15 protein-coding genes are annotated in these 16696 nt (G+C 49.8%); 4 read left to right on the top strand and 11 right to left on the bottom strand.

Annotation, left to right across the window (positions count from 1 at the left end; all coding sequences use genetic code 11):
• The 11 genes from ACNI29_RS19390 to dut all read right to left on the bottom strand — a co-directional run bounded on the left by ACNI29_RS19390 (position 1) and on the right by dut (position 10945).
• Positions 1-795: an ABC transporter ATP-binding protein gene (locus ACNI29_RS19390; RefSeq protein ID WP_419780014.1), complete on the bottom strand. Its 795-nt coding sequence runs from the start codon at positions 793-795 to the stop codon at positions 1-3.
• Positions 795-1697, bottom strand: a complete 903-nt coding sequence (locus ACNI29_RS19385) for an ABC transporter permease (protein ID WP_419780013.1) — start codon at positions 1695-1697, stop codon at positions 795-797. Before ACNI29_RS19385 ends, ACNI29_RS19390 begins: the two co-directional genes overlap by 1 nt.
• Positions 1698-2011: 314 nt before the next feature.
• On the bottom strand, positions 2012-2962 hold the full coding sequence (locus ACNI29_RS19380; protein ID WP_419780012.1) for an ABC transporter substrate-binding protein: 951 nt from the start codon (positions 2960-2962) through the stop codon (positions 2012-2014).
• Between the two features lie 165 nt (positions 2963-3127).
• The gene (locus tag ACNI29_RS19375; protein ID WP_419780011.1) at positions 3128-4411 is read right to left on the bottom strand and encodes a divergent polysaccharide deacetylase family protein; all 1284 of its coding nucleotides are present in this window, start codon (positions 4409-4411) and stop codon (positions 3128-3130) included.
• Between the two features lie 18 nt (positions 4412-4429).
• Entirely contained in the window at positions 4430-5707 is a 1278-nt protein-coding gene (locus ACNI29_RS19370) for a S41 family peptidase (RefSeq protein ID WP_419780010.1), read from the bottom strand.
• 49 nt (positions 5708-5756) lie between these two features.
• Positions 5757-6824, bottom strand: a complete 1068-nt coding sequence (locus ACNI29_RS19365) for a murein hydrolase activator EnvC family protein (protein WP_419780009.1) — start codon at positions 6822-6824, stop codon at positions 5757-5759.
• A gap of 66 nt (positions 6825-6890) precedes the next feature.
• On the bottom strand, positions 6891-7544 hold the full coding sequence (locus ACNI29_RS19360; RefSeq protein WP_419780008.1) for an endonuclease III domain-containing protein: 654 nt from the start codon (positions 7542-7544) through the stop codon (positions 6891-6893).
• A 259-nt stretch (positions 7545-7803) separates the two neighbouring features.
• Positions 7804-8664, bottom strand: coding sequence for a 50S ribosomal protein L11 methyltransferase (locus ACNI29_RS19355; RefSeq protein ID WP_419780007.1), 861 nt, complete (start codon positions 8662-8664; stop codon positions 7804-7806).
• Positions 8665-8800: 136 nt separating this feature from the next.
• Positions 8801-9010 (bottom strand): hypothetical protein, encoded by a 210-nt coding sequence (locus tag ACNI29_RS19350; protein ID WP_419780006.1) that lies wholly within the window; start codon positions 9008-9010, stop codon positions 8801-8803.
• Positions 9011-9243: 233 nt separating this feature from the next.
• Entirely contained in the window at positions 9244-10446 is a 1203-nt protein-coding gene (locus ACNI29_RS19345) for an aspartate aminotransferase family protein (protein ID WP_419780005.1), read from the bottom strand.
• 25 nt (positions 10447-10471) lie between these two features.
• Positions 10472-10945, bottom strand: coding sequence for a dUTP diphosphatase (gene dut / locus ACNI29_RS19340; protein ID WP_419780004.1), 474 nt, complete (start codon positions 10943-10945; stop codon positions 10472-10474).
• A 363-nt stretch (positions 10946-11308) separates the two neighbouring features.
• Between dut and glgP the strand changes: the two genes are divergently transcribed.
• The 4 genes from glgP (at position 11309) to ACNI29_RS19320 (ending at position 16694) form a co-directional block, all read left to right on the top strand.
• On the top strand, positions 11309-13876 hold the full coding sequence (gene glgP, locus ACNI29_RS19335; protein ID WP_419780003.1) for an alpha-glucan family phosphorylase: 2568 nt from the start codon (positions 11309-11311) through the stop codon (positions 13874-13876).
• A gap of 10 nt (positions 13877-13886) precedes the next feature.
• Complete coding sequence (locus ACNI29_RS19330; protein WP_419780002.1) at positions 13887-14573, top strand: thermonuclease family protein; 687 nt, start codon at positions 13887-13889, stop codon at positions 14571-14573.
• A gap of 146 nt (positions 14574-14719) precedes the next feature.
• Positions 14720-16246 (top strand): glutamate synthase-related protein, encoded by a 1527-nt coding sequence (locus tag ACNI29_RS19325; protein WP_419780001.1) that lies wholly within the window; start codon positions 14720-14722, stop codon positions 16244-16246.
• A gap of 4 nt (positions 16247-16250) precedes the next feature.
• Entirely contained in the window at positions 16251-16694 is a 444-nt protein-coding gene (locus ACNI29_RS19320; RefSeq protein ID WP_419780000.1) for a 4Fe-4S dicluster domain-containing protein, read from the top strand.
• Positions 16695-16696 lie beyond the last annotated feature (2 nt).

Below are 16696 nucleotides of genomic sequence, written 5' to 3'. Positions count from 1 at the left end.
CTAGGAAAAAAGCATCCTGTCCGTGGCAACATCCTCGCCTCGAAGGGAGTAGAAACGATCCAGTAGATCTTCAACGCCCAGTCCCTTCTTTTCCTTCCCGGAAATATCCAGAATTATCATGCCCTGATGGAACATGATCAATCTATCGCCCATGTTGATTGCCTGATTCATGTTATGAGTGACCATGAGTGTGGTCAGCTTATCCCGGCGTACAACGGCGTCGGTTATATCAAGAATTTTGCGTCCTGTCTTGGGGTCAAGTGCAGCTGTATGCTCGTCCAGTAATAAAATGTCCGGCCTTGTCATTGTAGCCATGAGCATGGTCAAAGCCTGTCTCTGACCACCGGACAGCAATCCAACCTGATCCGCAAGTCTGTTTTCAAGTCCGAGACCTAGCGTCGCCAGCTGCTCCCGGAACAGTTCCCTGTCGCGCGCTTTTACTCCCAATCCCAGACCCCGGCGCTTACCTCGCTTAAGTGCCAGAGCCATGTTCTGTTCAATGGAAAGTGATCCGCATGTTCCGAGCAGAGGGTCCTGAAAAACACGTCCCAGATTTGCTGCCCGTTTGTGTTCCGGCCATCTGGTTACGTCTTTTCCGGCGATAGATATTTTTCCGCTGCTGAGTATGAATGTCCCGGCTACGGAATTAAGAAAAGTGGATTTTCCGGCCCCGTTGGAGCCGATTACGGTGATGAATTCCCCGGCGTCAACTTTAAGGTCCACTCCGCGCAGGGCCTGCACTTCGTTTACGCTGTCCGGATTGAAGGTCTTGGCTGCTTTTTCGACTACCAGCATTATGCAGCCCTCCTTTTCAGCAGACCGCTTTTGATCTGCGGTGAAACCAGCGCAACTACGACCAGCGCGGCGGTGACAAGGTTCAGGTCACTGGGGGTGAATGCAAAATCGCCGAGGCGCACACCGAGTGCCAGTGCGATGGCTATGCGGTAGACCACAGATCCGAGCAGGGCGGCAAACATGGCCCGGGTGACATTTGGTTTTCCGAAAAGGGTTTCACCGATGATGACCGAAGCAAGACCGGCGATGATAGTCCCGATCCCCATGTTTACGTCGGCTGCACCCTGGTTCTGGGCCACTAACGCCCCGGAAAGGGCGACCATGCCGTTGGAAAGGCCCACGCCGAAGATGATCATCATATCGCGGTTAACCCCGAGACTGGTGATCATTTTGGGGTTGTCCCCGGTGGCGAGCATTGCAAGTCCGAAAGATGTTTTTAAAAACCAGATCAGTCCCAGCAGGGCTGCACCGGAAATAATGGCGAAAAGTATTGGGGTGGAAAAGTGGGGCGCAAGACCGCTTAATTCGATGAACTGGTCAATCAGGGTATCCTCGCCTAGCAGGGTCATGTTCGGTTTGCCCATGATGCGGATGTTGATTGAATATAGGGAAATCATGGTCAGGATGGAGGCCAGCAGATGCAGAATCTTGAACTTGGTATTCAGAATCCCGGTTACGGCCCCGGCAATGAATCCGGCTCCAACGGCCATAGCCATCCCGAATAGGGGGTGATAGCCGTTGCTGATTGCCACAGCAGAAACAGCAGCACCGAGAGGCAGACTGCCGTCAACAGTGAGGTCGGGGAAATCCAGTACCCTGAATGTTAGGTACACACCTAAAACCATGAGCCCGAAAGCAGTTCCCTGCTCAATGGCTCCCATAAATGCATATAAACTGATCATGATATTTTGGGTTGCCTCCGGCGGCTGGGGAAGGGAAACTTTTGGGAAAAGTTTCCCTTCCCCAGACCCCATCCCTTCAAAACTTTTTGATCGGGCTTCGCCGCTGGAGACGCGAATTTAGTAGTTATCGAAAAGTAATTATCCCCACGCCAATTTGTCTGAACATGGACGCGAAGCAGACTAAAAGTTTTTGGGATTCTTGAACCCTTTTTACAAAAAGGGTTTAAGGCCTCCGGCAGGATCACCGAAGGCAAATAAAAAAAGGCGCAGAATGTACTGCGCCTTTAACTTTTATATGAAAGATTTGCAAATATTTACTTGATGATCTTGTCGGCCCGTTCCATGACCTGCTTGGGAATTTTCACACCCATTTTGGCAGCAGCCTTTTCGTTGACGAACAGGCGCAGGTTCTGGAGGGTTTCAACAGGCATGTCTGCAGGCTTTGCCTTACCACCGAGGATGCGTGCAGCCATGTCGGCAGTCTGTAGACCCATGCGGTAGTAATCCACTGCGAGAGCAGCCACAGTTCCGCGTTTAACTGAATCGGTATCTGCGGAGAAGATGGGCAGCTTGTTCTGGCGGCAGACCTTGATTGCTGCTTCCAGCCCGGAAACAACGGTGTTGTCCAGAGGAATGTAGATTGCGTCGCATTTACCTACAAGACTCTTGGCAGCCTGATATACGCCGCTGGAGTTGGCTATGGATGCTTCTTCAACCTTGATGCCGAAATCCTTGCAGATTTCTTTGAGCAGGTTGGTCAGTACGATGGAATTGGCTTCACCTGCATTGTAGATGGTCCCGAGCGTTTTAATCTCAGGCATGAATTCCTTAATCAGTTCGACCTGACGCAGAACCGGGCTCATGTCAGTCATACCGGAAATGTTTTTACCGGGAAGCATGAGGCTTTTCACCAGACCTGCAGCGACCGGATCAGTTACGCCGGTAAAGAGAACAGGAACGTCCTTGATCTTCTGGGCTACTGCCTGAGAAGAGGGAGTGGTGATAGTCAGTACCAGATCGGGGTTCTCGCCTTTGATCTGGTTGGCAATCTGAATATTAGTGGCCTGATTACCCTGAGCGATGTGCTCATTGTAAATTACATCATATCCGGCTTCTTTAAGCCGGTCTTTAAAACCTTCCCTCATGGCATCGAGGGACGGATGCTCTACAATCTGGGAAATAGAAACAGTGTAAGTCTGGGCGGAGTGGATTACAGGAACAGTAACCATGAACAGCAATACGAGAAATAGGAGGATTTTTTTCATCCTGATACTACCCTTTATTAATAATTATTTGATTGAATTGAATTTGCCCTTAAAATGACACTTAAGTCAAGACAGGATAAGAATTATTTTTTATAGTTATAGATTTAGCTGCAGATTTGAACTCCGGTTTTATGGCGGTTAAGTGACAGCTTTATGTCAGCATATTTAACTGTTGGGGCGCAAGGAACTTACAGGGACAATCCTGATTTTGCCTTTGTTTTCAGCTACCCATTGGCGGATTGCTTTCAGGGTCTCGCGGTTCGGATGTCCGATAGCGATTGCCTGTCCTCTTTTTCTGGCGATTTTAGCGGCCTTGGACAGCTGGTATTTAATTGCTCCCACATCTTTTACATTATCAAGGAAAATGTTGCGCTCGTAGAAAGTCACGCCTTCTTTTGAGGCTGCTCTGCGTCCTGCGCTTTTCGGGGTGGTGCGGCTGTCGAGGAAGAATAGCTTCTTCTTGTGCAGCTGAGTCATGACCACACTCATTCCGGTGTAGAATTCGGTGAAGCGCGAACCCATGTGGTTGTTCAGCCCGGTTGCACCGGGAACTTTTGCAATTGCCGCACGGGTAATTCTACTGATGTCTTCCGCGTTCATGACCATCAGCAGGGCATCTTTACCGGGATTTACTTTGGGGTAGCCTTTGGGTTCCATAGGCAGATGGACCATGATTTCATTGCCGCTTTTCTTAGCAATGGCAATGGTCTTTCCTACGTGAGAACTGTCAGGCCAGATGGAAAAAGTGATCTTCGCATCCAGTGCCGCCAACCCTTTGGCAAGGCCGAGGTCTTCGCCCATATCGTCAATCACGATTGCCATCTTGGGAGCATTCGGATCAAGCTTAACCGGAGCAGGCTTTTTCTCTTCGATCACTGGGGCGAAAAGAGAAAATTTGTGGGTCGGGACGCCGTTGATGCTTATCAACCAGCTGTCGGCTGCGATTTCATGCAGACTAGCGTTAAGTGCTGTGGATTCAAGCCCTTTCTGTACTTTGGCTATAAACGTTTTCTTGTCGCCGGATACAGGAAAGCTGAGTTGCTGGAAATGGTAGTCGTGCCCTTGGTGTTTTTTCAGCGACACGTCTTCCAACCGCAGGTCACTCATGGATATTTTGGATGTTTTAAGCGTATTGATCAGACTTAGGTCGATCTGTTTGACCATGTCGTCCAGATCGCCTTCCATGGGTTCTTCGTAGAGTTGAGCCGGGGCTGCCGCCTGTTCTGTGGAGGCCTGTTCTGTGATAGTTTGGTCCGCGGTGTCTGCGTCGGCAACAGCATTTTCTTCAGGTGCACCTAAGCTCAGCAGGGCGATAATCAGGCAGATGGAGGCCGCCGCAGCAATAGTCGCTGCTGCAATGGCGACGGGCCTTGAAAGATAAGCCCGAAATCCCGGGGTTGATTCCGGGATTTCGGGCTGGTCGTTATGTTCGGATTTGTTCTGATCCACTTCTAGTAACCCTTAATGTTACTTGATTTCTTTAAGGCGGGGGAGTTGCTTGACCATCTGCAGAGCCAGCCTGAGCTGGTTGTCTCTATCAAGCATTCTTTTGGCCTTGTCGTCTCTAATCTTATCGTTCTTTTTATCTTTACCGTTATTCTCCAGGTGACGGCTGAGGTCTTTTTCGCGCAGGATGAAGCGGTCATCCTTGTCTTTGTCTACTGCCGGGGGAACGAAAGGATAGACGATGTCAGGATCAATACCTTCGGCCTGAATGGATCGGCCGCTGGGGGTGTAGTAAAGGGCGGTGGTCAGCTTGATGCCGGAACCGTCAGCCATGGGGATGATGGTCTGCACAGAGCCTTTACCGAAGGTCCTTTCACCGAGCAGCAGGGCACGGTCATGGTCCTTCAGTGCACCGGCTACAATTTCAGATGCGGAAGCGGAACCTGCGTTGATCAGGGTTACGATAGGAACGTGTACATCTGTTGCCTGCCCTTCGGCCATGAAATCCTTGCGGCTGGCTTTGTTGCGGCCTTCGATGTAGACGATCAGACCTTCATTGATGAAAGTGTCTGCAACAGAGACTGCCTGTGTGAGCAGACCGCCGGGGTTGTTGCGCAGGTCAAGTACAACGCCTTTGAGAGTGTGGCTTTTTTTGTAATCGCGAAGTGCTTTGTGCATTTCACGGGTGGTGTTTTCATTAAATCTGGTCAAGCGCAGGTAGAGTATGCCGTCTTCCAGTTCCTGACTTTTGGCACTTATGATTGGAATGGTGTCGCGGGTAATGGTAACTTTATCCGGCTTATTTGCGTCCTTGTGCAGAATGGTCAGGATAACGTCAGTGCCGCGTTTACCTCTGATTTTACCTACAGCTTCCATCAGAGAAATAGACTGGGTTGATTCGCCGTTGATTTCGAGGATGAGGTCTCCGGCCTTGAGTCCGGCTTTGTATGCCGGGGTATCTTCAATGGGGGAGATAACGGTCAGGCGGCCTTTCTCCATGCTGATTTCAATGCCGATACCGCTGAATTCACCGCTGGTGGATTCCTGCATTTCTTTAAAATCATCATTGGAAAGAAAAGTGGAGTGAGGATCAAGCTGTTCCAGCATGCCCTTAACAGCATCATCAACAAGTTCCTTGCGTGAAATGTCGTTAACGTAATTGTGCTCCACCAGATCAAGCACCTGCGAGAATCTGCGCAGGGGTTCAAAACGGTTGTCATTAACGGCTTGTGTGGGTTCCGGTGCTACGGAGATTACAAAAAGAGAGATGATTGCTATCATCCACAAAGTTTTTCTCATGTGTTCCTCCAACATGGTGGGTGCTGTATCTTGTCCAATTTATTATGCATTAATTTCGGGCAAGCCATTTTTGCGGATCAACGGGTTTCTGATGAAAGCGTAATTCAAAGTAGAGGCCCGTTTCTTTCAAGTTAGGGTAATACCCTGTTTTTCCGATAATTTCATCCTTTTCGACTTCTTGACCGGTTTTTACGAAACTTTCGGCCAGATAGGCGTAAAGGGAGTAGTAGTTATAGCCGTGATAGATGATCACAACCCGTCCGAATCCCCTGAGGGTGTCATTGTGAACGACCTTGCCCCAGAAGATTGATTTTACATCAATATTCCCGGCTGTTTTGATTCCGATACCGCGTACAGGCGGTTTTGCGGAAGGTTTGAACCGGAATTTGATATCCCCCACGCAGGGGCGTGGTAAGGACCCTTTAAAATTAGCAATTTTTTTACTGGTCAGGCTCTTAAGTCTGTAATTCAGTTTGTTGATTGTTTCAAGAAGACCTTTCAGTTCCTGTTCCCGGCTGATCTTAAGGGCGCGGATTCCTTTAATCCCGGACAGCAGGCTTAATTTGTCGTTCAAAAGGTTGTCTTTTGTCACGTTGATTTCGGACAGTTTGGATTCAGCTTTTGAACGTAAATCTTTCTGGACTTCCAGATTCGCAGTGATCTGGCCAGCCTTTTCGCGGGCTTTGTCCAGCTCGACTTTGGTGTCATTATATAAAGAAGCCAGCCAGACGAATTTACGATCAGCCTCTTCCCAGTCTTCAAGCGAACCGAATTTGTTTTCCAGTTTGCGGGAATGGATAGGCCAGATCTTGGTCAGCATGGATCTCAGTTTATCGACTATTTCATCCAGTTCGCCTTCCAGAACACGCTGGTCTGTCTTTGCTGCCTGTTCGTCTTCTATGATCCCGGCAAGGTCATCTTCCTGTCGGAAAAGTTCTCGCTCCACATTAAGGATACGGTCTTCGATGGCGGCCAGTTCACCGAACATACTGCGTTCTTCGCGGGTAAGTTTGAGCAGCTCCTGTTTCTGTGCTTTAACGGTCTGTCTGGTGTCTTTGATCTCATCTTTCAGCCTTTCCACAGTGGAATCAGCAAAAACTGAATTTGCGCAGCCCATTACGAGCAACGTAAATACAGCGATAATCAGGTGTGTTTTACAATGAAATCGGGACATAAGCAGAAGTCAGTTTTCCAGAAATTTACCCAGCGGACAATTATCGCAGTCCGGCTTAGATTTTTTACACCATTCCTTGGCTGCTCGCACAATCAAGGCGTGGTATTCATTGTACATTTTGACGTCATGATCAAGTACATCCATGAAATATTCCTGTAATTCATGGTAATCGATATCTTCATGTACCAGCATGTGGCGGTTAAAGATTCTGCGCGTATAAGCATCAACAACGAATACAGGCTTGTTCAGCGCATACAGCATGATCGAATCCGCTGTTTCCGGACCGATTCCGTTGACTGCCAACAGTTTTTCGCGCAGTTCGAAGGTCTCCATCTCTTTCAGGTCCGTGATACACTTTGCAGAATTGGCGTCAAGGAAATCAAGGAAATTATTGATTCTGACCGCCTTCATCCTGAAAAAACCGGAAGGCCTGATTAACTCCTGCAACTCTTCAATAGAGAATTTACGCAAGCCCTGCGGAGTAAGCCCGTCATTATCCCTGAGATTGTTGATGGCTTTTTCAACATTCACCCAGTTCGTGTTCTGAACCAGAATCGCGCCCACCGCAATCTCAAAAGGACTTTCGCCCGGCCACCAGTGGCAGGGGCCAAGCCTTTTAGACAGGGCTTCGTAATAATCAAGCAGGATTCTTTCTCTATTCATAAGATGCCTTCGGCGAGTCTACCGGCGGTCCCTCCGGGGGCTTAAACCCTTTTGCAAAAGGGTTTAAGAATCCCAAAACCTTTTAGTATGCTTCGCGTCCATGTTCATACAAATTGGCGTAGGGATAATTACTTTTCGATAACTACTAAATTCGTGTCTCCAGCGGCGAAGCCCGATCAAAAAGTTTTGAAGGGATGGGGTCTGGGGAAGGGGAACTTTTTCCAAAAGTTCCCCTTCCCCAGCCGCCGGAGGCATAAAATTAATCTGCACTAACATCGCGCCAGAGCAGTCCGGCCCATTCACCCATGGTGAATATTTCCGGTGCGGGCAGTCCGGCCCTGATGTATTCCGCGGCAACTTTTTCGGCCTGTTCCACGAGGATACCGGAAAGAATCAGGATTGAATTTTCCTTCAGCCTTGCAGTCACATCCGGGCAGAGTTCGATGAGCGGACCGGAAAGTATATTTGCGACAACGAGTTCGTATTTCAGAGTAGGGTCGATGGAATCCGCACTGCCGACGGAAAGGATAATTCCGTTAACATCGTTGTTATCAATATTTTCCTGTGCGCAGACGATGGATTGCGGATCGATATCCACACCCACACCTTTTAGCCCGAGTTTGGCAAGGGCAATGGCGAGGATTGCGGAACCGGTTCCGAGATCGAAAAATTCCATGTCAGCTTTCAACTTGCCTTCTTCCGCAAGTTTGCTGATCAGTTCAAGGCAGAGCGCGGTCGTGGGGTGGCTGCCTGTTCCGAAAGCCATTTTCGGTTCGATAATGATGTGGTTTTTGCCTTCGGTTTTCTTTTCCAGCAGCCAAGGCGGCAGGATTTCGAACTGACCGCAGGTTACCGGTTCAAAGTAGTCTTTCCATGCAAGTCCCCAGTTTTCATCTTCGATTTCTTCACCCACACATCCTGCATGAGGCCAGCGGGTTTTGATTTCTTCTACGATTTCCATGCCCAGAGGATGGTCTTCCAGATGGATGGTGTAGAAAATTGAGTCGTCATCAAGCGGTTTTTCTTCCCAGCCGTGGGCAACCTTTGCGCCGAGATAGACCTGACATTCGTCGCTTTCAAGTTCGGAAAGGGTAAACTGGATTCTGAGCAGTTTGGGCATTTGGTTTTCCTTATATTAAAATCAGGTTGTTGATTTGAATGTTTGCTGTTTTCGAAATAGCAGTACATGAAAAAGCCCAAGTACTAAAGTTAGTATTTGGGCTTTCATGTTTATTTATTTAATCCCTGCCGAACGGTTAGACAATCCGGTCAATCAGGTTGCCGCGTCCGGTCAGGCTGTGGATGGCGTGATCAACTACCTGCTGCTGTTCCGCATCATGCTGGTGCAGCGTGGGCACGTCAATACCGTCCGGGACTGCGTCCGGCCTTTCGGTCGGCAGCCAAGGCTCAATGCTGGTGTCCTGAACACCGCCTTCTATAGGCGTGGCAAATGATGTGCTTTCCATAATATTTAGTACTGTTGCGTTAGGCGCTTTTGTTAATTTTATTTCGCCTCCGGCGGCTTAAAACCTTTTTGAAAAAAGGGTTTGTTCCACAGTCGTTATCTCTAAGACTCGCGGAAACAGCTCGCCTAAGAGCTAATGCAAGAATCCCAAAAACTTTTAATAGTTGTTGAGGCGAGTTCTATTTAGACTCTTGCTATATTATGAAGATAATCCTGCTTTGCCTTGCGGTCAAGTTATGCCTGCTTTTCCAGCAGCTCTTCCAGAGCCTTCAGGAATGCAACAAGGTCTTCCCGGTCTATGGTCAGTGCCGGGAGTAGTCTCAAGATGGTTCCTTTGGTCAGGTTGAGGATGAAACCCTGCTCACGCAGAGCTGCAAAGATTTCGCTGCCGTCAAAATCAAGCTCAACGCCGAGCATCAGGCCGAGTCCGCGCACGGATTTGATTTTACCGGGGAATTTTTCCTGCAGTTTGCCTGCTTCGGCCTTGAAGAAATCACCAAGCTCTGCTGCGCGTTCGTCAAGTTTATCTTCGGTCATAATGTCGATGACCTTGGATGCTACTTTTGAAACCAGTGCACCGCCGCCGAAGGTGGTTGCGTGGCTGCCGGGGGTGAATCCTTTGGCTACTTCTTCGGTTGCCAGCATCGCACCCATGGGCAGTCCGTTGGCAAGGGCCTTGGCGGAAGTGAAAATGTGCGGGGTAACTCCGTAATGCTGGTGCGCCCACCATTTACCTGTTCTGCAAAGGCCGGACTGGACCTCATCCACGATGAGCAGGATGTCGTTTTCAGCGACCAGCTCGGTCACGGCTTTGACGTACTCTTCGGGCAACGGCTTGATTCCGCCTTCTCCCTGAACCATCTCGATCATAACAGCAGCGGTCTTTTCGCTGATGGCGGATTCGAGAGCCTCAACATCCCCGGCGGGAACGTATTTGAAACCTTCGGGCAGGGGAGCAAAGCCGTCTTTGATCGGTCCGGTTTGTCCGGTGGCGGTCAGGGTGGCAAGGGTTCTTCCGTGGAATGAACCGTCGAGAGTGATAATCTCGTATGCGTCCCTTTCCTTTACGGTGCGCATGTATCTTCTGGCCAGCTTGATGGCGGCTTCGTTGGCTTCCGCGCCGGAGTTGGCGAAAAAGACTTTGCCGGCATCGCAGGTGGCGAGCAGCTTTTCAGCCAGTTCGACCTGTTCTTCCTGATAAAAAAGGTTACTGACCTGAACAAGTTTCCGGGCCTGTTCGGCCATGACGTCTGCGAGGTCGTCGCGGCAGTGGCCTATATTGACCACGGAGATACCGGAGAGCAGGTCGATGTATTCTTTACCGTCAAGATCCCAAAGTCTGGAACCTTTTGCTTTACTTACGTTTACGGGATATCTGCCGTAGGTGTTGCAGATGGATTTCTGTTCAGCAGTGACAAGTGTATCGTGTTTGGTCATGATAAGTTTCTATTTTCAGTGGAGATTATTTTTTACCGGTGTGCCCGAATCCCCCCGCACCTCTGGTTGTGTCGGAGAGTTCTTCGCTGGGAGTCAGCCGGGCATGGCAGTAGGGCATGAAAACAAGCTGTGCAATGCGCTGTCCACGCTCGATTCGTCGTTTCTCGCCTGATGTGTTGAGCAGGGAAACTTTTATCTCTCCACGGTAGTCGGGATCGATTACGCCGACTCCCTGACTGACAGTAAGCCCGTCCTTGGTTCCCAGTCCGCTGCGGGAATAAATAAATCCGGCGATGCCCGGAGAGGTGATCTCAATGGCGATTCCGGCGGGGAATGCATATCTTCCACCAGCCTCGATTTCCACGAAATCTTCTTCAATGCAGGCCCGCAGGTCAACTCCGGCGGAGTTGGGGGTAGCATAGTCCAGACCGCCGTCTTTCGCGGTGTCACTGAGGAATTTTACTTTTACTTCAACTGGATTGGATTGGGTAGGATTCATTTTTTTATCCTTAGAACAAGTTTGGTGACAAACTCATAATGAGCAGACTACTAAGAAAGTGCCAGATGCAAGACGCAAGAAAAAGACTGGAACGACGCGTAGATAGACATACGTGAGTTTCAGCTTTTTTCGCAGCAACTCCGCAGATGGTGCTTTATCAGTAGTCTGGGAACAAGTGATATTTGGAAGGGGCAGAATGCTCTTGTCTGCCGGAAGTGTCAACTTTCTATCTATAATATTGCCAAACCGTCTTGAAATGTTAACCTGAATAAGGCAAATAATAAAAAGAAGTGTGAAAGGTTCGGGGTTTCTGATATATTCGTCAAATCATCCCGTTAAGAATCAATATTTAAGGAGATAACTATGCAACCGCTTCGCGTTTACAGCGTCGTTCCGCGTCTGCCCAGTCAGTTGAAAGAGCTTTGGGACTTGGCATATAACTTTCTTTTTGTCTGGAACAGCGATATTGCCAGTATCTTTTCTTCCATTGATCAGACTCTCTGGCGGGATTGCCAGCAGAATCCGGTCAAGTTCTTGAACAGCCTGCCGCAGCAGCAGCTGGAAGAACTCGCCAATGATGATTTTTTTATACAACGATTAAAAGAAGCTTCACGGGTGCAGCGCAATTATCTTGCCCGCGAAGGCTGCTCTTACAAGTTTGAAGGTGCTAAAAAAGGCGAGCCTGTTGTTGCGTATTTCAGTTTTGAATACGGCATCGGCTTGAGTCTGCCTATTTATTCCGGCGGTCTCGGAATTCTTGCCGGGGACCATCTGAAATCTGCAAGTGACCTGAATATTCCGTTGATCGGTATCGGGCTGTGCTATCAGCATGGTTATTTCCGTCAGTATATGACTCAGGACGGCTGGCAGCAGGAGCGTTATCCGAGTCACGATTTTGAGGAAATGTCCATCAAGGCCGCTAAGGATAAAAAAGGCAAGGATGTTAAATTTTCCATCGACATGAAGGGCGAGTCTCTTACTGTCAAAGTATGGTATGTTGAGGTGGGGCGTGTGACTCTCTATCTCCTTGATACCAACATTCCTGAGAACCCGACATATTTCCGCAACATCACCGCGCGCCTCTACGGCGGTGATCTTGAAATGCGTCTCTGGCAGGAAATCCTGCTTGGAATCGGCGGGGTAAAAGCTCTTGCCGCTCTCGGTCTGGAACCGAGCGTTATCCATATGAATGAAGGGCATTCTGCTTTCGCAGGTCTGGAGCGTATCCGTATTTTTATGACCGAACACGGTCTTTCGTTTGAGGCGGCAATGGAAATGGTCGCTTCGTCCAGCATTTTCACCACCCATACTCCGGTTCCGGCGGGTAATGACCGTTTCCCCGCAGACCTGATGCGTCCCTATTTTGAACCCTATGCCCAGACTATGGGCCTTGCTTATAAGGTTTTCCTTTCTCTGGGCAGGGAAGATCCGCGTGATGACGCAGAGCAGTTCTGCATGACTGTGCTGGCATTGAAGCTTTCCCGTTTCAATAACGGTGTTTCCAAACTGCATGGACACGTTTCCCGTAATATGTGGAAGAAAGTCTGGCAGCAGTATCCGGTGGAAGATGTTCCCATCGGGGCTATCACAAACGGTGTGCATATGCCGACATGGGTGGCTACTGATTTTTCATTACTTTTTGACCGTTACCTCGGCCCCAACTGGCGTGAAGACCCGGATTGTTCCCGTGTCTGGAAGCAGACCGACAACATTCCCGATGCTGAACTCTGGCGTACCCATGAGCGGCTCCGCGAAAGGCTTGTCGATTTCGTGCGTAAACGTCTGCGCCGTCAGCTGATGAATATCGGCGCCCGCCGTAAGGAAATTGAGCTTGCGGATGAAGTGCTCGATCCCCGTGCTTTGACCATCGGTTTTGCGCGCAGGTTCGCGACTTACAAACGCGCAGGACTTCTCTTTAAGGATAAGGAGCGTCTGCTCAAGATTATTTCCGATTCCAAGCAGCCGGTGCAGTTTATCTTTGCCGGTAAGGCTCACCCGCAGGACAATGAAGGAAAGAAACTTATTCAGGATCTTATCCAGTTCTGCCGTCGCGAAGAATGCCGCATGAGCCTTGTCTTCCTTGAAGATTACGATATGAAGATTGCCAACTATATGGTTCAGGGTTGTGATGTCTGGCTGAACACTCCAAGGCGTCCTTTGGAGGCTTGCGGAACCAGCGGCATGAAAGCCATGGCAAACGGTGTGCTTCAGTTCAGTACCCCGGACGGCTGGTGGGATGAAGCGTATCTGCCGGACAACAGCCTCGGCTGGGCGATCGGTCGTGGTGAAGATTACAACGATCATGAATATCAGGATTTTGTGGAAAGCCAGACTCTTTACAAAGTGCTGGAAAATGACATAATCCCCGAGTTCTATGACCGTGGTCACGGCAGCCTGCCCCGCAGCTGGATTGTCAAGGTCAAAAAGGCATTGGGAATTCTGGGACCGGAATTCAACGCCAACCGCATGGTGGAAGATTATACTGAAAAGGCTTACCAGCCCGCGTTCAGGAATTACGCCACAATGCATAAGGACGACTTCAAGGGAGCCAAGGACCTGGCTGCCTGGAGAATGGAAGTGATGACCAAGTGGTCAAGCCTGAAAGTCCGCAACATTGCTTCGGAAACCCATACCGACGTCTATGTTGAGGAGCCGATCATCATTACTGCCGAGGTCTTTCTCAACGGCCTGACACCGGAGAATGTGCAGGTTGAAATCTACGCCGGACCAGTTGGCCAGGACGGTAAGTTCGCCCGCCGTAATACTGTTGTCATGGCGCAGGAAGAAGATCTGGGCAGTGGCTGGCATGTTTATCAGGGTGAGGTGATGCCGCATGAGGCCGGAAGATTCGGCTACACTGTGCGTATCCTGCCCAGACATGAGCTGCTGCTTGATCCCCATTCTCTGGGCCTGATTCACTGGGCGCAGTAAAAGTAATTGGATGTCTGAAAGAATAATTAAAATAATCAAGTCACGAAGCGGGGTCCTTAAGGGCCCCGTTTTGTTTTTTGTGCTTTGCTGCCTGTTTTTGGGTGCAGCTACTGCCTCTGCTTTTGAGGCCAATGTTCGCTATGTAATCGATGGTGACACTTTTATACTTGAAAATGACCAGCGGGTGCGTATCGCCGGGATAGATACCCCCGAAATCGGGCGGGACGGCAAGCCGGACCAGTATTACGCCCGGCAGGCCAAGGCCATGCTCAACAAGTTGATTCTTGGCAAAAGGGTGCGTATTGAACCTGCCGGAAAAGGCAAGGACCGTTACAAGCGCATTGTCGGGTGGGTTTATATCGATGAGCTTTTTGTGAATAAGTATATGATCCGCAAGGGAGCGGCATTTTTCTATTTTCATAAAGGAAATGAAAGGGGTAAACAAAAATTACTTCTCCAAGCTCAGAGAAAAGCCTATACTGAAAAGAAAGGGTTCTGGCCTGCAATCAGCAAAGTAAAGAAATTTAATAAACCTTGGGTAGGCAATAGAAACAGTAAGCGTTGTTTTCTGCCGAATGATAAGTTTGCCAAACGAATCAGCTGGAGAAATAAAGTAAGTTTTTCCAGCCTCGGTGATGCCTTTTACGACGGTTATTCTCCCGCAAGACATTTAAATTTTTGGCCTTTGTCAAAGTAGACATTGCGTAGATGCGCAGTCTTTGTGGTTAAAGTATAAATTTAGAAGTCCCAGAGCAAAGCATATTAAAAAGTTTTGAGGGGATGGGGGCTGGGGAAGGGGAACTTTTTCCAAAAGTTCCCCTTCCCCAGCCGCCGGAGGCAACAGTGCTATTTAGAAAATTTGCCAGCACATTCCATGAATTCCGCATAGTGCGCGACCCGGACCTGTGCATCGACTGTAAACTGTGCATCAAGCAATGTTCCTACGAAGCCCATTTCTGGGACACTGCCCGTGAGAAAGTTGCCCATGACAACCGCAAATGTATCGGCTGTCACCGCTGCGCAGCCATGTGTCCCACTGCGGCACTTACAATTAAGTTAAATGAAGCCGATTTCCGGCCCAATGCTACATGGCGGCCTGAGTTTGCCCGCAACATATATAATCAGGCTGAAAGCGGCGGTGTGCTGCTGGCCGGAATGGGCAGTCCCGTGGATATTCCTGTTTACTGGGACAGATTGCTGCTGGACGCCAGCCAGGTCACCAACCCTTCCATAGACCCACTGCGTGAGCCTATGGAACTTAAGACCTTTCTCGGTACCAAGCCGGACCGTGTAGAGGTTGCATTGGATGCGGACGGTAATCCCAAGCTCAAAAATGAGCAGACTCCGCAGATTGAGCTGGCAACCCCGATAACCTTTGCCGGCATGTCTTTCGGGGCGATCAATTACAATCTGCATGTGGCCATGGCCATGGCTGCCAAGGAGCTGAAAACGGTCTACAACACCGGGGAAGGCGGACTGCACAAGTCGCTTTATGAATACGGGCAATGGACCATCGTGCAGGTGGCTTCCGGGCGTTTCGGGGTGCATAGTGACTACCTGAACGCCGGGGTTGGTATTGAAATCAAGGTCGGGCAGGGGGCGAAGCCGGGCATCGGCGGACACCTGCCGGGCGAGAAGATTAACGCCAAGATTTCTGAAACGCGCATGATCCCTCCGGGGTCGGACGCGATTTCACCTGCACCGCATCATGATATTTATTCCATTGAAGATTTGTTGCAGCTGATCTTTGCGCTCAAGGAAGCCACCGAATACCGGGTTCCTGTGGCGGTAAAGATTGCTGCGGTCCATAATGTCGCGGCTATCGCTTCCGGCGTGGTTCGCGCTGGGGCTGATATATTAACTCTAGACGGCATGAAGGGCGGAACCGGGGCTGCTCCGGCCATGACCCGTGATAACGTCGGTATCCCCATTGAACTGGCGCTCGCCAGCGTGGATCAGCGGTTGCGCGATGAAGGTATACGTTCTCAGGCTTCGATTATTGCCGGGGGCGGATTCCGCTGCAGCGGCGATGTGATCAAAGCCATTGCGCTGGGGGCGGATGCGGTCAACATCGGGACTGCGGCTTTGGTTGCGGTAGGGTGCACCCTGTGCGGACGGTGTTATACCGGGAAGTGTCCTTGGGGTATAACGACGAATGATAAGAAACTGGCCAAACGTCAGAATCCTGAAGTTGCTGCGGAACGGCTGGTCAATCTAGTACGCGGCTGGTCCCATGAGATTGAAGAGATGCTCGGCGGTATGGGATTGAATTCTATTGAAAGCCTTCGTGGAAACAGGGACAAGTTGCGGGCCGTAGGGCTGACCGAAACCGAGATGAATATTTTAGGCGTCAAGCACGCTGGCAGGTAAGAACATGAAACGTATTTATCCTGACAAGGACTTTTGCATGGGTTGCTGTCTTTGTGAGATGGCCTGCCTTGCAGCTCATTCCAAAGGGAATGATCTTATCCTTGCGTATAATGAAGAACGGGCCGAAGGGCTGCTCTCACGTAAGCGGGTTATTGAAAATTGTGATGTCTGTGTCGCCATCAGTTGCAGGCATTGTGAAGAACCGGAATGTGTGCCGGTCTGTATTTCCGGGGCCTTGACCAAAGATGAAGAGACCGGAATTACGGTCTATGACGCTGATAAATGCGTGGGCTGCTGGACCTGTATCATGGCCTGTCCCTACGGAGCCATCCAGCGAGATAAGTATAACAGCAAAATCATCAAATGCGACCTTTGCGCAGGAAGGGAAAACGGCCCGGCCTGTGTTGAAGCTTGTCCCAACCGTGCTTTGAAGTACGAGGAGAGGTAAGC

The organism is Maridesulfovibrio spiralis (SeqCode) (assembly GCF_048571135.1).
GTDB classification, from domain to species: Bacteria; Desulfobacterota; Desulfovibrionia; order Desulfovibrionales; family Desulfovibrionaceae; genus Maridesulfovibrio; species Maridesulfovibrio spiralis.
This window is presented reverse-complemented; position numbering and strand designations above follow the sequence as displayed.

Excerpts from the sequence above, each read along its gene's own strand:
- ACNI29_RS19350 (WP_419780006.1), bottom strand. The coding sequence starts at position 9,010 with ATGGAAAGCACATCATTTGCCACGCCTATAGAAGGCGGTGTTCAGGAC.
- ACNI29_RS19385 (WP_419780013.1), bottom strand. The coding sequence starts at position 1,697 with ATGATCAGTTTATATGCATTTATGGGAGCCATTGAGCAGGGAACTGCT.
- ACNI29_RS19380 (WP_419780012.1), bottom strand. The coding sequence starts at position 2,962 with ATGAAAAAAATCCTCCTATTTCTCGTATTGCTGTTCATGGTTACTGTT.
- dut (WP_419780004.1), bottom strand. The coding sequence starts at position 10,945 with ATGAATCCTACCCAATCCAATCCAGTTGAAGTAAAAGTAAAATTCCTC.
- ACNI29_RS19330 (WP_419780002.1), top strand. The coding sequence starts at position 13,887 with ATGTCTGAAAGAATAATTAAAATAATCAAGTCACGAAGCGGGGTCCTT.
- ACNI29_RS19320 (WP_419780000.1), top strand. The coding sequence starts at position 16,251 with ATGAAACGTATTTATCCTGACAAGGACTTTTGCATGGGTTGCTGTCTT.
- ACNI29_RS19370 (WP_419780010.1), bottom strand. The coding sequence starts at position 5,707 with ATGAGAAAAACTTTGTGGATGATAGCAATCATCTCTCTTTTTGTAATC.
- ACNI29_RS19365 (WP_419780009.1), bottom strand. The coding sequence starts at position 6,824 with ATGGGCTGCGCAAATTCAGTTTTTGCTGATTCCACTGTGGAAAGGCTG.
- glgP (WP_419780003.1), top strand. The coding sequence starts at position 11,309 with ATGCAACCGCTTCGCGTTTACAGCGTCGTTCCGCGTCTGCCCAGTCAG.
- ACNI29_RS19390 (WP_419780014.1), bottom strand. The coding sequence starts at position 795 with ATGCTGGTAGTCGAAAAAGCAGCCAAGACCTTCAATCCGGACAGCGTA.
- ACNI29_RS19345 (WP_419780005.1), bottom strand. The coding sequence starts at position 10,446 with ATGACCAAACACGATACACTTGTCACTGCTGAACAGAAATCCATCTGC.
- ACNI29_RS19355 (WP_419780007.1), bottom strand. The coding sequence starts at position 8,664 with ATGCCCAAACTGCTCAGAATCCAGTTTACCCTTTCCGAACTTGAAAGC.
- ACNI29_RS19360 (WP_419780008.1), bottom strand. The coding sequence starts at position 7,544 with ATGAATAGAGAAAGAATCCTGCTTGATTATTACGAAGCCCTGTCTAAA.